Annotated in this window: 13 protein-coding genes and 1 other annotated feature; of the genes, 5 read left to right on the forward strand and 8 right to left on the reverse strand. The window is 44.8% G+C overall.

Annotated features, from left to right (window positions below):
• Positions 1 to 90 precede the first annotated feature (90 nt).
• The 3 genes from thrC to thrA are packed head-to-tail and all read right to left on the reverse strand — an operon-like array spanning position 91 to position 4,808.
• On the reverse strand, positions 91 to 1,377 hold the full coding sequence (gene thrC / locus ACRQQK_RS18785) for a threonine synthase (protein ID WP_457513953.1): 1,287 nt from the start codon (positions 1,375 to 1,377) through the stop codon (positions 91 to 93).
• Entirely contained in the window at positions 1,374 to 2,330 is a 957-nt protein-coding gene (thrB, locus tag ACRQQK_RS18790; RefSeq protein ID WP_457514171.1) for a homoserine kinase, read from the reverse strand. The genes thrC and thrB overlap by 4 nt, the downstream gene beginning before the upstream one ends.
• An 18-nt stretch (positions 2,331 to 2,348) precedes the next feature.
• Entirely contained in the window at positions 2,349 to 4,808 is a 2,460-nt protein-coding gene (gene thrA / locus ACRQQK_RS18795; protein ID WP_457513954.1) for a bifunctional aspartate kinase/homoserine dehydrogenase I, read from the reverse strand.
• A gap of 31 nt (positions 4,809 to 4,839) precedes the next feature.
• Positions 4,840 to 4,958, reverse strand: a sequence feature (Thr leader region).
• Between the two features lie 287 nt (positions 4,959 to 5,245).
• On the opposite strand from thrA, the gene ACRQQK_RS18800 reads away from it, so the two are divergent.
• Positions 5,246 to 5,716, forward strand: a complete 471-nt coding sequence (locus tag ACRQQK_RS18800) for a DUF7840 domain-containing protein (protein ID WP_457513956.1) — start codon at positions 5,246 to 5,248, stop codon at positions 5,714 to 5,716.
• On the opposite strand, the gene ACRQQK_RS18805 is transcribed toward ACRQQK_RS18800, so the two are convergent.
• Together ACRQQK_RS18805 and ACRQQK_RS18810 are read right to left on the reverse strand one after the other, a co-directional pair.
• A complete protein-coding gene (locus ACRQQK_RS18805) occupies positions 5,713 to 6,198 on the reverse strand; it encodes a putative 4-hydroxy-4-methyl-2-oxoglutarate aldolase (protein WP_457513957.1) in 486 nt (161 codons plus the stop codon). The two genes, ACRQQK_RS18800 and ACRQQK_RS18805, sit on opposite strands and share 4 nt — an antisense overlap.
• Positions 6,199 to 6,270: 72 nt before the next feature.
• Positions 6,271 to 6,657, reverse strand: coding sequence for a DUF3293 domain-containing protein (locus ACRQQK_RS18810; protein WP_457513959.1), 387 nt, complete (start codon positions 6,655 to 6,657; stop codon positions 6,271 to 6,273).
• Positions 6,658 to 6,978: 321 nt separating this feature from the next.
• Here ACRQQK_RS18810 and arcA point away from each other — a divergent pair, with 321 nt between their 5' ends.
• Positions 6,979 to 7,695: a two-component system response regulator ArcA gene (gene arcA, locus ACRQQK_RS18815; RefSeq protein WP_042480376.1), complete on the forward strand. Its 717-nt coding sequence runs from the start codon at positions 6,979 to 6,981 to the stop codon at positions 7,693 to 7,695.
• A gap of 141 nt (positions 7,696 to 7,836) precedes the next feature.
• Here the strand turns inward: arcA and ACRQQK_RS18820 are convergent, their stop codons facing one another.
• The 3 genes from ACRQQK_RS18820 to ACRQQK_RS18830 all read right to left on the reverse strand — a co-directional run bounded on the left by ACRQQK_RS18820 (position 7,837) and on the right by ACRQQK_RS18830 (position 11,724).
• A complete protein-coding gene (locus ACRQQK_RS18820) occupies positions 7,837 to 8,298 on the reverse strand; it encodes a hypothetical protein (RefSeq protein WP_457513961.1) in 462 nt (153 codons plus the stop codon).
• A 1-nt stretch (position 8,299) separates the two neighbouring features.
• Positions 8,300 to 10,645, reverse strand: a complete 2,346-nt coding sequence (gene arcB / locus ACRQQK_RS18825; protein ID WP_457513963.1) for an aerobic respiration two-component sensor histidine kinase ArcB — start codon at positions 10,643 to 10,645, stop codon at positions 8,300 to 8,302.
• A gap of 146 nt (positions 10,646 to 10,791) precedes the next feature.
• Complete coding sequence (locus tag ACRQQK_RS18830; RefSeq protein WP_457513965.1) at positions 10,792 to 11,724, reverse strand: TIGR01212 family radical SAM protein; 933 nt, start codon at positions 11,722 to 11,724, stop codon at positions 10,792 to 10,794.
• Between the two features lie 534 nt (positions 11,725 to 12,258).
• Between ACRQQK_RS18830 and gltB (ACRQQK_RS18835) the strand changes: the two genes are divergently transcribed.
• The 3 genes from gltB (ACRQQK_RS18835) to gltB (ACRQQK_RS18845) all read left to right on the forward strand — a co-directional run bounded on the left by gltB (ACRQQK_RS18835) (position 12,259) and on the right by gltB (ACRQQK_RS18845) (position 23,384).
• Positions 12,259 to 16,797: a glutamate synthase large subunit gene (gene gltB, locus ACRQQK_RS18835; RefSeq protein ID WP_457513967.1), complete on the forward strand. Its 4,539-nt coding sequence runs from the start codon at positions 12,259 to 12,261 to the stop codon at positions 16,795 to 16,797.
• Positions 16,797 to 18,251 carry a glutamate synthase subunit beta gene (locus ACRQQK_RS18840; protein ID WP_457513969.1) on the forward strand — a complete coding sequence of 485 codons (1,455 nt, stop codon included), beginning with the start codon at positions 16,797 to 16,799 and terminating at the stop codon, positions 18,249 to 18,251. The genes gltB (ACRQQK_RS18835) and ACRQQK_RS18840 overlap by 1 nt, the downstream gene beginning before the upstream one ends.
• 669 nt (positions 18,252 to 18,920) lie before the next feature.
• Positions 18,921 to 23,384, forward strand: coding sequence for a glutamate synthase large subunit (gene gltB / locus ACRQQK_RS18845; protein ID WP_457513971.1), 4,464 nt, complete (start codon positions 18,921 to 18,923; stop codon positions 23,382 to 23,384).
• Positions 23,385 to 23,393: the final 9 nt, after the last annotated feature.

The following is a 23,393-nucleotide window of genomic DNA, read 5'->3' on the forward strand; positions in this document are numbered from 1 at the left end:
TTAAAAAAAGCGGTGCTCTTACTGTAAAAGTAGCACCGCTTTTTTATGCTTTACTGGTAGAGAATCAATCATGATTCTCTACTCACTCTGTTATTCGCCACGAACCTTGATTAAAAGCTCTCTCAATGCTGCGAAGTCAACATCCATCTCGTCAGACAGCAGATCCAGAACCGCATGTTTAGCCAAGGGCGCTGGTAATTCGATGTCGGTACCTAAAATATCATCAACCACTTCTTTGAACTTCGCTGGGTGAGCAGTACATAAGAACAGCCCTGTTTCACCTTGTTTTAACTGCTGATCAAGTACGCGGTAAGCGATAGCACCGTGTGGCTCACACAGATAACCCAATGCGCTCAATTTTTTCACTGATTCAGCACTTTCGTTATCAAGAACCGCACCTTTACCTAAGGTTTCCAAGCCCCAATCTTTTATCTTGCATAGCTCTTCAATACGTGGCCAGTTGTTTGGTTGGCTTACGTCCATCGCATTTGAAGTGGTTGCTACTGTAGGTTTTGGATCCCATTTACCGGTTTCTAGGTAACGAGGCACAGTATCGTTTGCGTTAGTAGCAGCGATAAAACGTTTAATAGGTAAACCCAATGCTTTAGCCAGTAAACCAGCCGTTAGGTTACCAAAGTTACCACTTGGAACTGAAACGACGAGATTTTCGCGCTCTGCTTTGCTCATTTGCGCTGCAGCTTCGAAGTAATAACAAATTTGCGCCATCAGACGGCTAATGTTAATTGAGTTAGCTGAGTTAAGACCCACTTTCTCACGCAGTTCAGCATCATCAAAAGCGTTTTTAACTAATGCTTGGCAAGCATCAAAATCGCCATTGACCGCGACAGTGTGAATATTCTTACCTAGTGTACAAAACAGCTTCTCTTGAAGTGGACTGATTTTGCCTTTTGGATAAAGGATCACGACGTTGATGTCTTCCATGCCGTAGAAAGCATGAGCAACTGCAGCACCTGTATCGCCAGATGTTGCTGTTAGAATCGTGATTTTTCCGCCATTAGATACCGCAGCAAGTGACTGAGCCATAAAGCGACCACCAAAGTCTTTAAACGCAAGCGTTGGACCATGGAACAGTTCAAGAGCATAAACGCCATCTTTTACTGATTTGATTGGCGCAGGGAATTGGAACGCAGATGCCACCATCTCATTCACTTTCTCGCTTGGCAGTTCATCACCAATCAAAGCAGATAGGATTTTAGTGCTGCGCGATACGAAATCTTCCGCTAATAGCGCATCGATATCATCAAACTTTGGTAATTCCGACGGGAAAAATAGACCTTGGTTACGGCCTAACCCTTGGCGCACGGCTTGGCCAAAGGATACTTGTTCATCATTTTCTTTTATGTTGTAAAGCTTCATAGCTCACTTCCTGTAACTTTTGAACCGTTTTTGTCTAAGCGACAAACGTGAACGAATCCTTCTTCGTTTTGTACATAGTTTTGTTCCAGCCAACGCGCAACACGTTCGGCAACGTCTTTCTCTTTGCATACGCTAAATAGTGTTGGACCACTACCAGAGATACCAGTTGCAAGCGCACCAGCAGAGAGCGCATATTGGCGAGCCTTCGCAAAACCAGGCAGCAGTTTCTCACGATAAGGTTCTGCGATCACGTCTTTGATCATTTTCGCAGCTAACTCAGGCTGATTGGTGTGGCAGGCATGAATAAAGCCTGCCAAATAACGACCATGAGCGATGATATCTTGGCGGCGATACTGAGACGGCAAGATAGCTCGCGCTTCAGCCGTTGAAACCTTAATACCCGGATAAGCCATTACCCAGTACCAATCATCAAAACACGGCACCTCTTGGCTGATAATGCCAAGCTCTTCCAACATCAGTTGGACGCCACCAAGGTAACAAGGTGCTACGTTGTCATAGTGAATGCCACCAGAGATCTTTCCTTCCATTTCACCCATCAGTGCCAACAGTTCAGTTTCGTTTAATGGTTGATCATGGAATCGGTTGAGCGCATCGAGTGCAGCCACAATTGAACAAGCACTTGAGCCTAGACCAGAACCGATAGGCATGTTCTTCTCTAGCGTCATTTCAAGAGGCCTAGGCGCTACCTGTTTTTTCTCTAACTCACGAGCAAACACTATCCAGCAATCGTAAACGATGTTTTCTTTCGGGTTTTCAGGAAGCTTCGAAACAAAGCTGCCTGCGGTTTTAAGTGTAAAAGGCTCTGAGCCTGCTTTTACATGAACTCGGTCACCAAGCAGTGTTCCATCAATCGGTGAAACCGCAGCACCCAATACATCGAAACCAACACTCACGTTACCGATAGAAGCTGGGGCGTAAACGACTACGCCCATGTCACTTGAACTCATTGATTAAATCCCTAATTTCCAGCCAAGCGTACGCATGACATCCGAGAATACACCTGCAGCAGTTACTTCAGTACCTGCACCGTAACCGCGTAGTACTAGCGGAATTGGCTGATAGTAGCGGCTGTAGAATGCCAGAGCGTTCTCGCCATCTTTAATTTTGAACATTGGGCCATTCTCATCGACCATAGCGATGTGCACTCGGCATTCACCTTCCGCGATCTCACCCACGTAACGAAGCACTTTCCCTTCTTCTGCTGCTTTGGCTGACAATTCTTGGAAATATTCATCCGCTTGAGGCAAGCGAGCCATGAAATCATCAACACTACCTGATGCATCAAAGCCCGGTGGAAGCGCTTGTTCCACTTTAATATCTTCTAGCTCTAATACCATTCCCGCTTCACGAGCAAGAATAAGTAGCTTACGAGCCACATCCATACCTGACAAATCATCACGGGGATCAGGCTCAGTGAAACCTTTATCTTTAGCAATCGTTGTCGCTTGGCTCAATGTCAGACCTTCATCTAACTTACCGAAGATAAAAGAGAGAGAGCCAGATAAGATACCGTTGAACTTCTCCAGTTCATCGCCTGCAGCAATTAGGTTTTGCAGGTTTTCAATCACTGGTAGACCCGCACCAACAGTTGTTTCATACATCAATTTACGACGAGAGTGACGAGCCACTTCGCGCAACTGATGGTAATACGCCATGCTTGCTGTGTTTGCTTTCTTGTTTGGTGTGACAACGTGGAAGCCTGCCGCTAAGAAATCTGTATATTGATTCGCGATAGCTTCACTCGAAGTACAGTCTACCAATACAGGGTTGATGATGTGGTTACGTTGGACCAAAGCAATCAAGCGAGCTAATGAGAATTCTTCAGAAGCTCCGCCCATGCGGTCACGCCAGTTATCCAGAGGCAGACCTTCACTATCAAGCAACAAACCCTTGCTGTTCGCCAGACCGCATACACGAATCACGATACCTTTTTCTGCCAGTTTCGCTTGTTGACGGTTAATTTGATCAACCAGCTCACCACCAACACCACCAACACCGACAACGAATACGTCGAGGAAGTGCTTAGAGTTAAATAGGTTTTCGTGGCACGCTTTAATTGCTGAAGACACTTTGTCTTCTGGAATAACCGCTGAAATCGCACGCTCTGATGAACCTTGAGCAATAGCGACAATGTTGACATGCGCTTCTGTTAACGAAGCAAAAAACTGAGAAGCAACACCGCGCGACGTGCGCATACCATCACCAACAAGAGTGATGATCGAAAGGTCTTCCATAAACTCTACTGGCTCCAACAAGCCATCTTTCAGTTCGAGTTCGAATGCTTCAGACAATGCTTGTTGAGCGAGCACTTTGTGCTCTGCTTCAATACAGAAACTGATGCTGTATTCAGAAGAGGATTGAGTAATCAGAACAATAGAAACGCCTGAAGCGGACATCGCACCAAACACTCGGCTCGCCATACCCACCATGCCTTTCATGCCAGGACCTGAAACGTTGACCATCGTTAGGTTGTTAAGCGTTGTAATACCTTTGATCGCCAGATTGTCTTCACCGGTATCAAGGCCAATCAAAGTGCCAGGGCCTTGAGGATTAAAACTATTTTTGATTAGGCAAGGAATGTGGAATTGAGCAATAGGAGCGATAGTTTTGGGATGGAGAACTGAAGCACCAAAGTAAGACAGTTCCATTGCTTCTTGATAACTTAGAGACTTAAGTAAACGAGCATCGTCAACTAAACGCGGGTCACAGTTATAAACACCATCCACATCAGTCCAAATCTCACAGCACTCTGCACGTAAACATGCGGCTAAGACCGCTGCGGAATAGTCAGAACCATTACGGCCTAGACAAACCAATTCGCCTTTTTTATTACCAGCCGTAAAGCCCGGCATAATGTGAACATGTTTTTCTGGAAGAGGATTTGACTTGAAGTTTTGAGTGGATACTTCCACATCTACCATCGCTTCTAAATAGTCACCTTTCGCTAGCAGATATTTTACTGGGTCAATCAGGTTAGCGGCTAATCCTTTCGCTTCCATTACCGCTTTCATAAGCTGAATAGAAACACGCTCACCTTTACTGATAATGCGAGCATTTACGTTATCAGGACACATGCCTAATAGGCTGATTCCGTGCACAAACTGACGTAGTTGTGACATTGAGGTTTTAACTTGGTTGTCAAACGCAGCACCATCGATGTTTGGCAATACTGCTTTTATATCTTCAAACAAAGTGTTGAACGAAGATTCCAACTCTTTAATCTGTAGTTCGGCTTCTCCATTACGCATCGCGCTATCGATCACTGCAACAAGTTTATTTGTCGTTTTACCCGGTGCAGAAAGAACAACGGCAACGTCTTCCTGCTGAGCGTTATTGGCAATGATGTCTGCTGCCCGTAATAAACGGTCAGCATCAGCTAACGATGAACCTCCAAACTTTAGAACTCGCATCCCTTTACTCCAAGTCATTAAAAATAGGTATAAAAAAAAGGCCTGTATCGGTGGGGATACAGGCCTTTTTTTGAAAATTTTACGCTTAGCAGCCTGCCCCAACACGCGTAATGTCGGTAATAATAATGGTGGTTGTCATCATTACTAGGCTGTTATTAAACATAGAAATCTTACTTCGTTTGTGTGTTTGCTTACCCTACGTTTAACCTATTTTTTATCGCGTAGTCAACGAAAAAGTAGTTTTTTTTTATGTTTCATTCTGATTAGTTAGCTAAGTCTCTAAAAAATCAACAATCATTATTTGAACAAACAAAACGGACTAAGTAAATAACCAAATACTCTAACAACACATCTGCCGACTCTGCTTTTTGTGCATAGACTTTGTAAAGCGCAGTGGAAAAGTTATTTAAAAAATTTACAACTACAAGGGAGATATCATGAGATTTAGTCTTGGTATTACCTGCATGCTCATTGTTTTTAATGCTCAGTCCGAACAACTTCCAACTCTGCCTTCAATGCAGAAGGATTCCCCACATCGATTATTCTTAACAAGTGAACAAGATGACGTTGGAAATTGGAATATCAACATTGATGGTGGATACGCCTATGCAATATTCAACGATATTGATGTTTATGTCGGAGCTCGCATAAACCAATCTTACTCAGAGAATGGTAATTTAAGCGAAAACGGATTGCTCAGTGGCGTTAGCTACCAACTCACTGAAAAAGTGACATTAAGCAGCTCCGTTCAATCCTATTTTTCTGATAAAAATAGTGAGAGAACTTCAAATATCGGCGCAGAATTGTCCAGTCGATTACAGCTTTCTGATGATTTAGATTTGCATGCCACCCTTGGCTATCAAGAGTGGCAACAAGATGTTGAAGTGGGTTTAGGATTCCGTTTTTAGCTCAAATCAAGCGCTTGCTTAGAGAGCAAGATTCCATTCCAGTCGGCATAGATATAATCACCCGGCAACACCATTTGATTAAGCATCGTCAGAGCTACATTTACTTTACCTACGCCTCGTTTTTCAGTTTTAAATGGGCAAGCATCTAATGCTTTTATCCCCAAATCCATTTGCGATAGTGCGACAACGTCTCGAATAGCCCCATAGATAATCACGCCTTCCCAACCGTTATCAATCGCCATCATTGCGACCTGATCTCCCATCAATGCTTTGCGGCGAGATCCGTGACCATCAACCACCAGTACTTTTCCTTTGCCATTTTGACTCAAGACTTCACGAACTTTTGAATTATCGTGATAGCAACGAACTGTCACTATCTCTCCCCAAAAACTGCTTCTCATACCGTAATTTTGCAAAGGTAAGTCGAGTAAAGTCACCTGTGACTCGTAGCGATCACATATATCCGGTGTGATATCTTTCATCGTTCCTCCATGATTCTCGTAATTGTAATTTCAAAAATAATTAGGCTCTAAAGGGGAATAACCTCATATGGGTTACAATTGGAATAAATTAATATCCCCTAAACACTCCCGTAGTTCTCCCTTACAGGAATGTAAATAAAGCATGTTGTTACACACGTAATAGATGGCATTCTGTTTATATGCTCTGCCGAGTTCTAACCCCTTATTCAAAGGCATATTCACGGCAAAACTTTCTTCAAACCAATGAAACTCTGGATCACCAACGCGAACAGAAAACCAATCATAACCAATCAGCTCATTCTGTAAACGTTGATTATTTACGCAATTCTCATATTCTGACAACTTATCACTTTCAGGGTTCCATGCGGTAATAATGGCGTAGTTTTCAAAGGCTATTTTATGTTTAAGATCAAATTTGACTTTGGAATAAGCTTGCCAAAGGTTTGCATTTATTTTCATGAGGTTAGTGGTGTTACATCTCGTCATTAGTTTTAATATCTGTTACATTCTAACAATTGATGTAAATCAACAAAGTGATTGGAATTAACATTTGGCCGTTGTTAGCATGCTGTTAACATTATAGAATCCGGCTCAAAGACTAGTAGAACCAAAGAGGTATTGGATTCCTCATAAGCTAGTATTCCACGGATGGCGGGCAACCCGAGAGTAGATTTTTTACATAAATTAAGTTTTATTGTTAACATCAAATTACCCTATGTTATGTTTTTGCCTAGAATGAGTTCTATTAGCACAAATTTTTCACAAGTTTAGGTACCGCCAATGCAAACCCCGCAGATTCTTATTGTTGAAGATGAGCAAGTTACTCGTAACACTCTAAAGAGTATTTTTGAAGCCGAGGGATACGATGTTTTTGAAGCTAGTAACGGTGAAGAAATGCACCACGAACTATCTGACAACAACATCAACCTAGTGATCATGGATATCAACTTACCGGGCAAAAACGGTTTGTTGCTAGCTCGTGAGCTTCGTGAGCAAGCTGATGTTGCTCTAATGTTTTTGACTGGTCGCGACAACGAAGTAGATAAAATCCTTGGTCTAGAAATCGGTGCAGATGATTACATCACTAAACCATTCAACCCTCGTGAACTTACTATTCGTGCTCGTAACCTACTAAGCCGTTCGATGAACACAGGCGTAACTCAAGATGAGAAACGCTCTGTTGAGAAATACGAATTCAACGGTTGGGTACTAGACATTAATAGCCGTTCACTGGTTAGTCCAAGTGGTGATGGTTACAAACTGCCTCGTTCAGAATTCCGTGCACTACTGCATTTCTGTGAAAACCCAGGCAAGATCCAAACTCGTGCTGATCTTCTTAAGAAGATGACTGGTCGTGAATTGAAACCACATGACCGTACTGTAGACGTAACGATTCGTCGTATCCGTAAACACTTTGAGTCAGTGTCTGGTACTCCAGAAATCATCGCAACTATTCACGGTGAAGGTTACCGTTTCTGTGGCGATTTAGAAGAATAAGCTCACGCTGTTCTTACTACTAAAGAATGCAAAAAAGCCCCTATCTGGGGCTTTTTTATTGTGTCTTGGATTGGCAATTTGGCTTTTATTCACAATGGAAAATTCTGTGAATCGACCTTATCGAACGCTAGGTTTTATCGTTCAGTAGACCTTATCAATCGTGACATTACGTTCCACCAGCCAAACATCACCGTTGTTATCACTAAGCTCTAAAGCGACGTGAACGCTCTTTTCAACATCCACAGGGATCTCCGTAGCAAACACCACTTCCCAAAGATTTTCACTCAATGTTCTCAGTTCAGTCTCATCGCCTTGAATGACCCAAGTATTGTCTTTCTGCTTAATAACCACCATTTCAACAACAAGTTCCGCAGACAGTTCACCAGAGGTGTCTAACATCAAAGTACCGTTAAGTGGTTGGCTCTCTGGTGTACCATCAACTTTAGGCATCTTGTCTGTCCACAAATTACTTTTAAGCTGAATATCAGTCTCAGATAAAGCGGCAAGATTACCTTGTTTCCAGTTAATATTTTCGTGATTAGAAGTCTGAGAAGTACATGCTGCCATCGTCAGAGCTAATAAAGCGAGAGCAAGTTTTTTCATTTTATTTCCTTTGTTCCAACCACTGTTTGAGTACTTCAATATCGTTGAGGTATTCGTTTTTAATTTCCTCAACCCAATCTGTTATGTTTTCCCACCAAGCAGGTGCTTCTGGCGATTGTGCTTTTTGCGCCACACTTTGAATATGTTTTAAACCTATAGACCCTGCCGCGCCTTTTATCTTATGAGCTTCAGATACAATACCGTCTTGATCTTTCGCCACCATGTTCGAATCCAAGAGTTCAATATAACTTGGCATCATCTCTTCAAACATTTTGATGCTATCAAGCACAGGCTTCTGTCCCACGATATCAACGTAAGAAGTCAGCATATCGAGATCAAGCAGTCGAACATAAAGATCGTCGTTGCCTTCAATGTGTTTTTCCATTGGTTTCATCTCCTCTATTGTTTGTTGAGGATTCATTGTGACCTTGCCTATCACATCCTGAACGGCTGAAACGGAAAGTGGCTTACTTATCGCATCATCCATTCCCTTTTCAAAATATTCAGAACGATCTTTCAGAACGTTGGCTGTCAGCGCCACCAAAGGGGGAAGATCTTGATAGTGGCTGCGGTAATACTGCGCAATATCAAATCCCGTCATATCAGGAAGCTGAATATCCAAGAAGACCAGGTCATATAATTCAGGTTTAAAAGTATCAATCGCGGCTTGTCCTGTCATGGCGACAGTAACCTTATGTCCAAGGCTTTCAAGTAACGAACGGGCAACCGTGACGTTCAGTTCAATATCTTCCACCATGAAGATATTCAAGCTACGCTGAACGGCTTCCGGAGCTTTCTTCATTGCAGATGCTTCGACAAGAGGAACGCTGATCGATACGGTGAAGGTGCTACCAAAGCCTTCTTCACTGCTCACGATAATATCGCCGCCCATCAAATTAACGAGCTGACGTGATACCGCAAGACCGATACCTGTACCTACTGCGTGTAAGTTGTCCTCGCCAGACTTCACCTGGTAATACATGGCGAAAATCTTATCGAGTTCCGATTCAGGAATCCCGATGCCTGTATCTTCAATATCCATGGTGATATGTGCCATATCGTCTTCGATATCTGCGCTAACGTTCATCACCACTCCACCTTCTTTAGTGAATTTCATTGCGTTACTGATCAAGTTCCACAGTACTTGGCGAAGTCGTGTTGCATCCACACTAACAAGTTCAGGTAAATCCGTTAATCGTTCTAAATCGAAACGCAGACCTTTCTGCTCGGCCATCAGAGCCGACAAGCTTTCTAGCTCGACAACAAATTCTTCGAAGTTCAAAGGTGCAGGGAATAACTCGAGCTTGCGACGGTCAAATTTATCCATATCGATTATATCGTTAAAGATATTACCCAAGGTAACAGCGCTGACGTTGATGGTTTGCATGTGCTTACGCTGCTCAGGTGTCATGGGCGTATCTAACAGCATTCGGCTTAAACCAACAATGCCATTGAGCGGAGTACGCAACTCATGACTGATGGTCGAGATAAACGTGGTTTTATCACGGCTGGCTTTTTCCAGTGACTCTTCATGACGTTTGCGCTCGGTGATATCACGACCAAAGCCAACAAGACCTAAGTGACGACCTTCTTTACTGTAGAACGGCACTTTACGTAGCTCAAAATAGTTTTTGTGACCATCAGGATATTCAAGCCACTGCTCATAAGTGATGGCACGATTGTCTTTGAATACGCGTTGATCAGTCTCAACAATCGACTGGGCAATCTCTTTGCGGTAAACATCCCATGGCGTTAAACCAACCAGCTCGCTTTCTCTTTTACCGGTCAGCTCTTCCATAGCTCGGTTACAACCCGAGAACTCACCTTTTGCATTCCGGTAATAGATCAAGTCAGGAGAAGCATCAATGAATGAACGTAACAAAGCTGTGCGTTCAGCCAATTCAACCTGTGTTTTTTCACGTTGAAAAACCTCGGTTTCCAAATCCACCATGGCTTCTTCACGTGCTTCTTCCGCTTTAATACGCTCTTCAATCTCTTGATTCAGCTTAACAATGTTCTGCTGAAGCTTTTGGTTCAGCTCTTGATCTCGTGAACGCATGTCTTTGAGTTTGGAAACCAGCTTAGAGAGACGCTGACGTGATTCTTCCAACTGATCAACGACCACGGATAGGAAGTACACTGCCCAAGGGGTGATGATAAGGCCAAAGAACACCGATCTGAGAATATCGATGTCATCAACATAGCCATTTAGGGCCAGAGTGATACCGACCTGAACGACTACGGCCAGAGCAACTAAAGCAAGCGCCAGTAAAATAGAGAAACGCAAAATACCCAGTTTAACTAGCAGATCTACGTAGTACTGGGCGAGATTTTTCATCGGTTTCATCCATAACTCCACAGGAATGAATTAGCCGTAGTCTAGCCTGTTTCGATACCAAGAGTCAGCCAAAGAAGTCACTCGTCTTTGAAGAATTTGAACTAATCAAGGGTTACTGATAAAAGTTCGGCTCTTTTCCTCAGTGATGAGGGAAATTAACGCACAGTTTGATAATGAAAAGGTTGACCGACAAGAGAGCCTTGCGCCCCCTCTTTATCTAATTCTTTGCCAATCTCGGTCATCGCGAGCCAACGGTTTTCACACCACAACGGAGAGAGCAAGGTTGGTCTACGTGCTGCGGAAGATACCCGGTGATAAACCACATCAGGCGGTGTTAAGCGAATCATTTCACTGGCAATAGAAACATACTGTTCCAACGTTGGCGCTTCTAATCTTCCGGCGCGCCATGCTTTCGCCATTGTGCTGCCTTCGACAATATGCAAACCATGCAATTTGATGCCGTCAGTACCCACTTCCACAACTTTTTTCAGGGTTTCAATATTGTCGTCACGGGTCTCTTTTGGCAGGCCAACAATTAAGTGAGTACAGACTTTAATCCCCAAAGCTCGTGCTCGCTCAGTGATCTGCGCATAACATTCAAAGTCATGGCCTCGATTGATCTGTTTCAAGGTTTGGTTATTCGCGGTTTGTAAGCCAAGTTCCAACCAAATTTCATACCCTTTCTGCACATAACCTGCGAGCAGTTCAAGCACAGCATCAGGTACGCAATCCGGTCGAGTACCCACACATAAGCCGACAATATCCGCAGCTTTTAACGCCTGTTCGTACATGCTCTTCAAGGTTTGAACTTCAGCATAAGTGCTGGTATACGCCTGAAAATAAGCAAGATATTTACGAGCACGATGGATTTCGCCGGCACGGTCTTTCAGTTGTTCTTCAATACTTTGGATTTGCGTCTCTTCATCCGCAAACGAGGCTACATTGCAGAATGTGCAGCCCCCTCGGCCAATAGTTCCATCACGGTTAGGGCAACTGAAACCACCATGCAAAGTCAGCTTATGAACGCGCTCTCCGTAGCGTCGTTGAAGATCCTGACCGATGGTATTAACTAACTCGTGTAACTGCATATGGGTACCAAAAATAGATGCAAATAATTCTCAATGCGATCTTTGTAATTAAATTACAAAACCACAAAAAAATGGTAGCCAATTGTAAATATCCAGAACTTGCCAAGACCCAACCAAAATCAATAAACATTCATAAAATAAGCATTTAATGTCCATTGTTATTCATTTGTTAAAGTTATTATGCATTTTGCAACAAAAAAATGACCTATAAAGTAGAGTTTTCGTTGGAATTTCGTGCAACAAAAATGTAGGATATTTACAGTTTTGCGCTGATTTTGTTTATTTTATTACACAAAACCCTGTGAAACATCTGTGATTATCCGAGCCCACCTATATAAATCACTACAAAAGTGATCAAGAAAAATGGATATCACTATGGATTGTTTTTCTCACAAAATTTTTCCGTGAGAGACCGAAAGGAAGCGAACCAACTAGCACTGGTTGGTTTAGATTCATTAAATATAAAAGGACTGGACGCAATGCTATGGCATGCCCTAGGCAAATTGCGTCTGCTTGAACTGGAAGGAAGTATCTATGGTAGATAGACAGCAAAATTCGCAAGGTCTCTATACTCCTGAGCTGGAGCATGATGCATGCGGTATCGGTTTTGTTGCTCACCTAAAGAACCGCAAGTCGCATCACGTTGTGACACAGGCTCTGGACATGCTCGCGCGTATGGAACACCGCGGCGGCCAAGGTTGTGACCCATGCAGTGGTGACGGTGCCGGTATTTTATTGCAAAAACCACACGAATTTTTACTCGAAGAAGCGGTAAAGCTTGGTATTAAATTGCCATCTTTCGAAAAGTATGGCGTTGGTGTCATGCTGTTCCCGAAAGACGAGTACAAACGTGCACAATGTCGTGACATTCTTGAACGCAATGCTCGCCGTCTAGATCTGGACGTGATTGGCTACCGCGTTCTGCCAACAGACAACTCAATGTTGGGTGCAGATCCGTTAAGCACCGAACCTCAGTTTGAACACGTATTTATCTCAGCAGCACCTGGCGTTACTCCTGAAGAACTTGAGCGTAAGCTATATGTTCTACGTAACTACACAATCCGTGTTTGCTTGGAAAGTGTTTCAAATATCAAAGACGAATTCTACATTAACTCAATGTCTTATAAGACATTGGTTTATAAAGGTCAGTTGACCACAGAGCAAGTACCTCAGTACTTTTTGGATTTACAGAATCCATCAATGGTTACAGCACTGGCGCTTGTACACTCACGCTTTTCGACCAACACATTCCCAAGATGGCGTCTGGCTCAGCCTTTCCGCTACATTGCCCACAACGGTGAAATCAACACAGTTCGCGGCAACTTGAACTGGATGAAAGCGCGTGAAGCGATTCTGCAATCAGATCTATTTACTCAAGTTGAAATCGATATGCTGCTGCCTATCTGTCAAGAAGGCATGTCAGACTCAGCAAACTTCGATATGGCGCTAGAACTGCTTGTTCTTTCAGGCCGTAGCTTGCCACATGCTCTAATGATGATGATCCCTGAAGCATGGCAAGAAAACAAAACCATGGATCCAACTCGCCGTGCGTTCTACCGTTACCATGCAAACATCATGGAACCGTGGGATGGCCCAGCGTCTGTTTGTTTCACCGACGGCGTTCAGGTAGGTGCAACTCTTGACCGTAACGGTCTTCGCCCTTCTCGCTACACAGTGACGAAAGATGACTTCCTTGTGATGGCGTCTGAATCAGGTGTAGTAGAAATCGCACCAGAAAACGTGGAGTTCCGTGGTCGTTTGCAACCGGGTCGTATCTTTGTTGCTGACCTAGAGCAAGGTCGCATTATTTCTGATGAAGAAGTAAAAGACAGCATCGCTACAGCTCAACCTTACGAAAAATGGGTTGAAGACAACCTTCTAAGCCTGAAGAAACTTCCTGAAGCAGACAACGCACACAGCCAACCAAACCCAGAGCGTTTACTGCATCGCCAACAAGCATTTGGTGTCAGCACTGAAGAAGTGAACGACATCATCGTGCCTATGGCAAATGACGGTAAAGAGCCTCTTTCTGCAATGGGTGCAGACTGGCCGTTAGCGATTCTTTCGCACCAGTCACAGCATTTATCTAACTACTTTAAGCAGTTATTTGCGCAGGTAACCAACCCGCCGATCGACCCGATCCGTGAGCGTATGGTTATGTCACTCAATACCTATATTGGTAAAGATCAAAACCTGCTTGCTGAATCACCTCAGCACTGCCGTAAAGTGGAACTTGAATCGCCAGTTATTTCTAACGCTGAGTTAGAGAAACTACGTGCGATTGATAACGAGCACTTACAAGCAAAAACACTGGATATCGTATTCCAAGCTAGTGAAGATGCCGGCAAGCTTGAGCGCGCACTGAAACGTATCTGCCAATATGCAGAAGACGCTGTGATCGATGGTTACTCCATTATCCTGTTGACTGATCGTGCAGTGAACTCAAACCATGCTGCAATTCCAGCCATGCTCGCTGTGGGCGCAGTTCACCACCACCTAATTCGTAAAGGTCTTCGTGCACGTTGTGGCATCGTGGTCGAAACGGGTGATGCACGTGAAACTCACCACTTCGCAACGCTACTTGGCTATGGTGCAAACGCAGTTAACCCATACCTAGTATCGGAAACACTGGTTGATCTGCAACGCCGTAAGAAACTGAACCCAGAAACGCCGGTTGAAAAGCTGTTCGACAACTACCGTAAAGCAGTAAACGGCGGCTTATTGAAGATTTTCTCTAAGATGGGGATCTCAACACTTCAGTCATACCACGGTGCACAGATCTTTGAGGCGCTGGGTATCCACAAGTCTGTGGTTGATAAGTACTTCACTGGTACCGTTTCACGTATCCAAGGTTTGACTCTGGATGATATCGCAAAAGAAGTGATCGTTCGTCACCGCGTGGGTTACCCAACTCGCGAAGTGCCAATTCGTATGCTTGATGTGGGCGGTGTTTACCAGTGGAAACAGCGTGGTGAAAAACACCTGTTCAACCCAGAAACCATCAGTCTGTTGCAACAATCAACGCGTAATAAAGATTACGCGCAGTTCAAGCAATACGCTGCTGCGGTTGATAAGCAGGGCGATGACGCAGTAACACTACGTAGCCAGCTAGAATTCATTAAGAATCCATCAGGTTCGATCCCGATTGAACAAGTGGAACCTATTGAAAGCATCGTTAAACGCTTTGCAACGGGTGCTATGTCATTCGGTTCTATCTCTCACGAAGCTCACTCAACACTTGCGATTGCGATGAACCGCTTAGGCGCCAAATCCAACTCTGGTGAAGGTGGTGAGGATCCAATCCGTTTTGAACGTAAAGAGAATGGCGACTGGGAACGCTCTGCAATCAAGCAGGTAGCATCAGGTCGCTTCGGTGTGACTTCATACTATCTGACCAACGCAGAAGAGCTTCAAATAAAGATGGCTCAAGGTGCGAAACCAGGTGAAGGTGGTCAGCTACCTGGCGATAAAGTCGATGACTGGATCGGTGCAACTCGTCACTCTACTCCTGGGGTTGGCTTGATTTCTCCACCGCCACACCACGATATCTACTCAATCGAAGACTTAGCACAGCTTATCTTCGACCTGAAGAACGCGAACCGTGCGGGTCGTGTAAACGTGAAGCTAGTTTCAGAAGCGGGTGTTGGTACTATCGCATCGGGCGTTGCGAAAGCAAAAGCGGATGTGGTTCTTATCGCTGGTTTCGATGGTGGTACAGGTGCTTCACCAATGTCTTCAATTCGCCATACCGGTCTTCCTTGGGAACTTGGCTTGGCGGAAACTCACCAAACGTTACTGAAGAACGGCCTGCGTAACCGTATCGTTGTTCAGGCTGATGGTCAGATGAAAACACCTCGTGACCTTGCAATCGCAACGTTACTAGGTGCTGAAGAATGGGGCGTAGCGACAGCAGCTTTGGTTGTTGAAGGCTGTATAATGATGCGTAAGTGTCATAAGAACACCTGTCCTGTTGGTATCGCAACACAGAACAAAACTCTGCGTGAACGCTTTGATGGCCGCGTAGAAGACGTCATAACCTTCTTCCAATATATGGCTCAAGGTTTACGTGAAATCATGGCGGAGCTAGGCTTCCGCACTATCGATGCAATGGTTGGTCAAGGTCAGAAACTGAAACCTCGACAAGACGTTGCACACTGGAAATATAAGAACCTCGATCTGTCGCCTGTTCTTCACATTGAACAAGCACGTGCAGAAGATGGTATCTACAACCAGACACAGCAAAACCACAACTTAGACAACGTGTTAGACCGCACTTTGATCAAGATTGCTGCTCCTGCGCTAGAGCGAGGCGAAGCAATTCATGCAGAGTTGCCAATCATCAACACTGACCGCTCTGTAGGTACTATGCTGTCGAACGAAATTTCGAAAGTCTACAAAGACCAAGGCCTACCTCAACCTATGAATGTGAAATTCACAGGCTCTGCGGGTCAGTCATTTGGTGCTTTCCTTGCGAAAGGCGTGACATTCGAAGTGGAAGGCGATGCGAATGACTATTGGGGCAAAGGTCTGTCAGGCGGTACGTTGATTCTTTACCCAGATTCGAAATCGACCATAGTTCCAGAAGACAACATTGTTGTCGGTAACGTATGTTTCTACGGCGCAACCTCTGGTGAGTCTTACATTCGCGGTATGGCTGGTGAACGTTTCTGTGTTCGTAACTCAGGCGCGAAAGTGGTTGTAGAAGGCATCGGTGATCACGGTTGTGAGTACATGACTGGCGGTATTGCGGTTGTTCTTGGCTCTACAGGCCGTAACTTTGCTGCCGGTATGAGTGGTGGTATCGCTTACGTTTGGGACAAGTCTGGTGACTTCGAATCCAAACTGAACTCTGAATTGGTCGACCTTGATCCTATCGAGCAAGAAGACAGAGAGCTACTACTGGATATGTTGACTAAGCATGTTCAATTCACAGGAAGTGAAGTCGCTAAGTCGTTCCTTGACAACTTTGAAGCAAGCCTAACCTCGATGGTTAAGGTTATGCCGCGTGATTACAAAGCGGTACTTCAAAAACGTAAGGCACTGGCACAACAGACAGAAGCGGAGGCAGTGTAATGGGTAAGCCTACTGGATTTTTAGAGCATGGTCGTGAGCTTCCGAAAAAGATTGCACCGGCTGAGCGCATCAAAAACAACAAAGAGTTCGTTCTAAACGAAGAGTTTGGCAGCAAAATTAGCACTCAAGCTTCTCGTTGTATGGATTGTGGTGTGCCGTTTTGTCATAACGGCTGCCCTATCGGTAACATCATTCCTGAGTTCAACGATGCGGTTTATCGCGATAGTTGGGAAGAAGCGTGGAACATTTTAAGTTCGACCAACAATTTCCCAGAATTTACAGGTCGTGTTTGCCCTGCGCCATGTGAAAGTGCATGTGTACTAGGCATCAACCAAGATCCAATCACCATCTGTAACATTGAGAAAACCATCGTTGAAACTGCGTATCGTGAAGGTTATGCAAAGCCGAAAACACCACGCTCACGCACTGGAAAAAAGATAGCGATTATCGGTTCTGGCCCTGCGGGCTTAGCTGCGGCAGAGCAATTGAACAGTGCTGGTCACACAGTGACGGTTTACGAACGTGATGAAAAAGTGGGTGGCTTGTTACGTTTCGGTATTCCTGATTTCAAACTCAGCATGGAAGTGATTGATCGCAAAATCAATTTGATGGCCGAAGCCGGTGTTCAGTTTGAAGTGAACGCGCATGTGGGTGTGGATATTAACGCTCAGCAACTACGCCAAGAATACGATGCGGTGCTACTAACAGGTGGTTCAACGGTTCCTCGTAACCTGCCTATTCCGGGGCGTGAATTGAATGGCGTGTACTTCGCGATGCAATTCCTAGCTCAGAACAACCGCCGTGCAAACGGCATGGATCTTAAAACTGAAGAGATCCATGCAAAAGGTAAGCACGTAGTGGTTATCGGTGGTGGTGATACTGGCTCTGACTGTGTCGGTACTTCTAACCGTCACGGAGCAGCGAGTATCACTCAGGTTGAGATCATGCCTATGCCGGCAGACAAACGTCCAGCTAATATGCCTTGGCCGCAATACCCAATGATTCTTCGTACTTCAACTTCTCATGAAGAAGGCTGTGAGCGTCATTGGAATATCCTGACCAAAGAATTTATCGGCAACGATAAAGGCGAAGTAATAGGTTTACGTGTTGCAGACATCGTGTGGAATGATTCTCGTAACTTTACTGAAGTTGCAGGAAGTGAACGTGTCATTCCTTGTGATATGGCGTTTTTGGCAATGGGCTTCTTACACCCAGAACCACATGGCGTATTAGCTCAACTTGATATTGCCTTAGATGAGCGTGGTAATGTAGCAACCAAAGATTTCGCTACTAGCCAAGAAGGCGTATTTGCTGCAGGTGATATGCGTACAGGCCAGTCTTTGGTTGTACGTTGTATCAACGAAGGCCGCGAGTGTGCTCGTTCAATCGACGAATACTTAATGGGTAATACCAATCTAGAAGCAAAAGCGGATTCATTAATGCTTTCAGCATAATGATTCATAACAAAAGGTTTTTATAGTTTGATACTCTAGAAACCTTTTCTATTCAAATTTAAAATTTCTTATAGACCTTCCATTTGGCTAGCATACACTGCTAGCCTTTTTTATTCTTTTCTCATATCTTGAGATTTATATGTTAAAAATTTGTGATAACAAATAATTTATCATATTGAATTTTATGAACTATTTCAGAGTAATCAGTGGTAAATCGCACTCAAAGATGATTTTAGTCCAACAACTTGACCTTTTGCACAATTAGCTATAGGTTGTGAACTCACTGAAAACAAACTGCTCAAAATTGTTAAATTTTTAGTCAATTCTTAGTAATAAATATCCAAATAATAACAACAATATCCAAACAACTTGCAGTGGCAAAAGGCGACAAGTGAATGACCTCCCATGCCCATGAAAACCTTCAGTTCTCATGCAAAGGAGACAAATACTTAGTCGGCAAAGCTGTCACTAAAAGCCGGAAGGGTATATAAGAATAGTTATACCCAAACTACTTGAAGTTGCAGGTAGGCGGCAAGTGAGTGAATCCCCATGACCACAAATTACCATGCGTGATTGGGGTGAACGAACGTAGCCAACACCGTTGCGACTTCAAATAGGAAGGGAATAGTCATTTACTGTCTTGTAGACAGAAGCAAAGGGAGAATTGCAATGGCTCTATACGATCCTAGTCTTGAGAAAGACAACTGTGGATTCGGCTTGATTGCGCACATGGAAGGTCAAGCTAGTCATAAATTGGTTCGCACAGCGATTTCTGCACTCGATCGCATGACACACCGTGGCGGCATCGCAGCCGATGGAAAAACCGGTGATGGTTGTGGTCTTCTACTGCAAAAGCCTGATTCTTATCTGCGTTTAATTGCCGAAGAACAAGGTTGGAACCTTGGTAAGCAATACGCTATTGGTATGGTATTTCTCAGCCAAGATCCGGTAAAAGCCCAAGCGGCTCGTGACGTCATCAACAAAGAGCTATCGAAAGAAACTCTGACGGTATCAGGTTGGCGCGTTGTTCCGACCAATCCAAAAGTACTGGGACCAATCGCGAACGATTCTGTTCCAGATATCCAACAGATCTTTATAACGGCACCTGCAGGTTGGCGTGAACGCGATATTGAGCGTCGTCTGTACATTGCTCGTCGCCGTATCGAAAAACAAATTACCGACGATTCAGATTTCTACATTTGTTCTCTTTCTACACAAGTTATTGTTTATAAAGGCTTGTGTATGCCAGCAGATCTACCACGTTTCTATCTGGATCTTGCTGATTTACGTATGGAATCGGCTATCTGTCTGTTCCACCAGCGTTTTTCTACCAATACTCAGCCTCGTTGGCCTCTGGCTCAGCCTTTCCGTTATCTTGCCCACAATGGTGAAATCAATACGATTGATGGTAACCGCCAATGGGCTCGTGCGCGCGCATACAAATTTGCCTCGCCACTGCTACCCGATCTCAGCACTGCGGCACCATTCGTTAACGAAACCGGCTCTGACTCATCAAGCCTAGATAACATGCTGGATCTTTTCCTTTCAGGCGGCATGGATCTGTTTCGTGCAATGCGTATGCTGGTTCCGCCAGCGTGGCAAAATCACCCTGATATGGATGAAGATCTCCGCGCCTTCTACGATTTCAACTCAAAACACATGGAACCATGGGATGGTCCGGCTGGTATCGTTTTATCTGATGGTCGTTACGCTGCGTGTAACTTAGACCGTAACGGTCTGCGCCCTGCTCGCTACGTGATCACCAAAGACAAACTGATCACACTTGCGTCTGAAGTGGGTATCTGGAACTACGCGCCTGATGAAGTGGCAGAGAAAGGTCGTGTTGGACCGGGTGAGCTACTGGTTATTGATACTCGCAAAGGCAAATTGTGGCAATCAAGCGAGATCGACAACGATCTTAAGAGCCGCCATCCATACCGCGAGTGGATGAAAAATAACGTCTACAAACTGAAATCTTTTGCTCAGCTGCCAGATGATCAAGTTGGTGAGCGTAGCTTTGATGAAACGCTACTTAAGACTTACCAAAAGCAGTTTGCGATGACCAACGAAGAAGTAGATCAAGTTCTTCGAGTTCTTGGTGACATGGGACAAGAAGCCGTTGGCTCAATGGGTGATGACACCCCGATGGCTGTCCTCTCTTCTAAAGAGCGCTTGATCACTGACTACTTCCGTCAGAAATTTGCACAGGTGACTAACCCACCTATCGATCCATTACGTGAAAAGCACGTGATGTCGTTGGCGACCAGCATAGGTCAAGAGATGAACGTGTTCAACGAGACTGATGGTCACGCTTACCGTGTGACTTTCGATTCTCCAGTTCTGCTCTACTCTGACATGCAGCAACTACTGACTCTGAGTGATCAGCACTACCGTAATACCATTTTGGACATTAACTTCGATCCACAACAATCAACATTGCAACAAGCGGTGATCGACTTGTGTGATAAAGCGGTAGAAGTGGTTCGTGGCGGCACAGTTCTGTTGGTACTCTCTGACCGCGCACTCACCAAAGACAAGCTGCCTATTCCTGCGGCTATGGCTGTAGGAGCTATACACGCTCGTCTGGTTGAAGAGAATCTACGTTGTGATGCCAACATCATTGTAGAGACAGCGACAGCGCGTGATCCTCACCAGTTTGCCGTTCTAATTGGCTTTGGTGCGACAGCTATTTATCCATACCTAGCTTATGAAGTTCTGGGCAAGATGGTCGATGAAGGTGCGATTGACAAGAGCTACCGCGATGTAATGCAGAACTATCAATACGGCATCAACAAAGGTCTATATAAGATCATGTCGAAAATGGGTATTTCTACTGTTGCATCGTACCGCTGTTCACAGCTGTTTGAAGCTGTAGGTCTACATACTGACGTAGTCGATCTTTGCTTTAAAGGCGTGAAAACACGCATTCAAGGTGCAAGTTTTGAAGATTTCCAACAAGACCTGTTCAACCTATCACGCAAAGCTTGGGCTACTCGCAAATCAATAGAACACGGTGGTTTACTGAAATATGTTCATGGTGGCGAATACCATGCTTACAACCCAGATGTAGTAGGAACTCTGCAGAAAGCCGTGAAGTCGGGCGAAAGCACTGACTATCAAAGCTTTGCTAAACAGGTTAACGAAAGACCAGCCGCGATGCTGCGTGACCTAATGAAGCTGAAAAAAACAGATAATCCACTACCGCTTGAGCAAATTGAACCAGCAACCGAGCTGTTCAAACGCTTTGACTCTGCGGCGATGTCTATCGGTGCTCTGAGCCCAGAAGCGCACGAAGCGCTAGCAACTGCGATGAACCGTCTAGGTGGTTTCTCTAACTCAGGTGAAGGTGGTGAAGATCCTCGTCGTTTTGGTACTGAACGTAACTCACGTATCAAACAAGTAGCATCGGGTCGTTTTGGTGTAACACCACACTACTTAACCAATGCGGACGTATTACAGATCAAAGTCGCTCAAGGTGCGAAGCCGGGTGAAGGTGGTCAGCTCCCAGGTCACAAAGTAACCGCTGAAATAGCCAAACTTCGTCACTCGGTACAAGGTGTAACCCTGATTTCACCACCACCACACCACGATATTTATTCTATCGAAGACTTAGCTCAGCTTATCTTTGACCTGAAGCAAGTGAACCCGAAAGCACTGGTATCAGTAAAACTTGTTTCTGAACCGGGTGTTGGCACTATCGCGACAGGTGTAGCGAAAGCTTACGCTGACTTAATTACTATCTCAGGTTATGACGGTGGTACAGCAGCGAGTCCGCTAACATCAGTGAAATACGCGGGTAGCCCGTGGGAACTTGGTCTTGCTGAAACGCAGCAGGCGCTGGTTGCCAACGGTCTGCGTCATAAGATCCGTCTACAAGTCGATGGCGGTTTGAAAACTGGTCTGGACGTGATCAAAGGAGCGATCTTAGGTGCGGAAAGCTTCGGCTTTGGTACTGGTCCTATGGTTGCAATGGGCTGTAAGTTCCTGCGTATCTGTCACCTAAACAACTGTGCGACTGGTGTAGCAACACAAGACGAAACCCTGCGTAAAGACTACTTCAAAGGTCTGCCAGAAATGGTGATCAACTACTTCACCGGTATTGCTGAAGAAGTACGCGGATACTTAGCAGAACTCGGGGTTGAAAAACTCACAGATCTGATTGGTCGTACTGACCTGCTAGAAGCGGTTCAAGGTTTAACAGCGAAGCAAAGCAAGCTTGATTTGTCTGGCATTCTAGAAGCTCCGGTGTCACCTCAAGGACTACCTCTAAGCTGCACAGAACCAAACACACCGTTTGATAAAGGCGTAATGAACCAGAAAATCGTCGAAGATGCGATTGACGCGGTAGAGAAACAGCAATCTATCGAGCTTTACTATGATGTGATCAACACTGACCGCTCTGTGGGTGCTCGTCTGTCGGGTGAAATTGCTAAACGTTATGGTAACTCTGGTCTGGCTGGCACACCAATCAAAGTGGTACTAGACGGTACTGCGGGTCAATCTTTCGGCGTGTGGAACGCTGGCGGTGTAGAACTGTATCTCACTGGTGATGCGAACGACTACGTAGGTAAAGGCATGGCTGGCGGTAAGATTGTTATCAAACCGCATTTAGGTACAGCATTTAGCTGTAACGAAGCCACTATTATCGGTAACACCTGTTTATACGGCGCGACAGGCGGAAAACTGTTTGCTGCGGGTAAAGCTGGTGAACGTTTCGCAGTACGTAACTCAGGCACTATCAGCGTAATTGAAGGCGCTGGTGACAACGCTTGTGAATATATGACAGGTGGTATCGTTGCGATTCTTGGTGCAACAGGCGTGAACTTTGGCGCTGGTATGACAGGCGGTTTTGCTTATGTTCTTGATGAGAACGGTGATTTCCAAGGTCGTGTCAACGAGGAATCTGTTGAAGCATTATCACTGAAAGATCTCTATATCCATCAAGAGCATTTGCGTGGACTTATCGCGGAGCACTTAGAAGAGACAGGTTCTGCTCACGCAGAAAACATTTTAGCGAACTTTGATGAATGGATTCCGAAGTTCTACTTGATTAAACCGATGGCTGCGGATCTTCAAACCCTATTGGGTCACCAAAGCCGTAGCGCTGCAGAACTACGTGTTCAAGCACAATAATTGGAAGGA

It is taken from the genome of Vibrio sp. C8 (genome assembly GCF_054051265.1).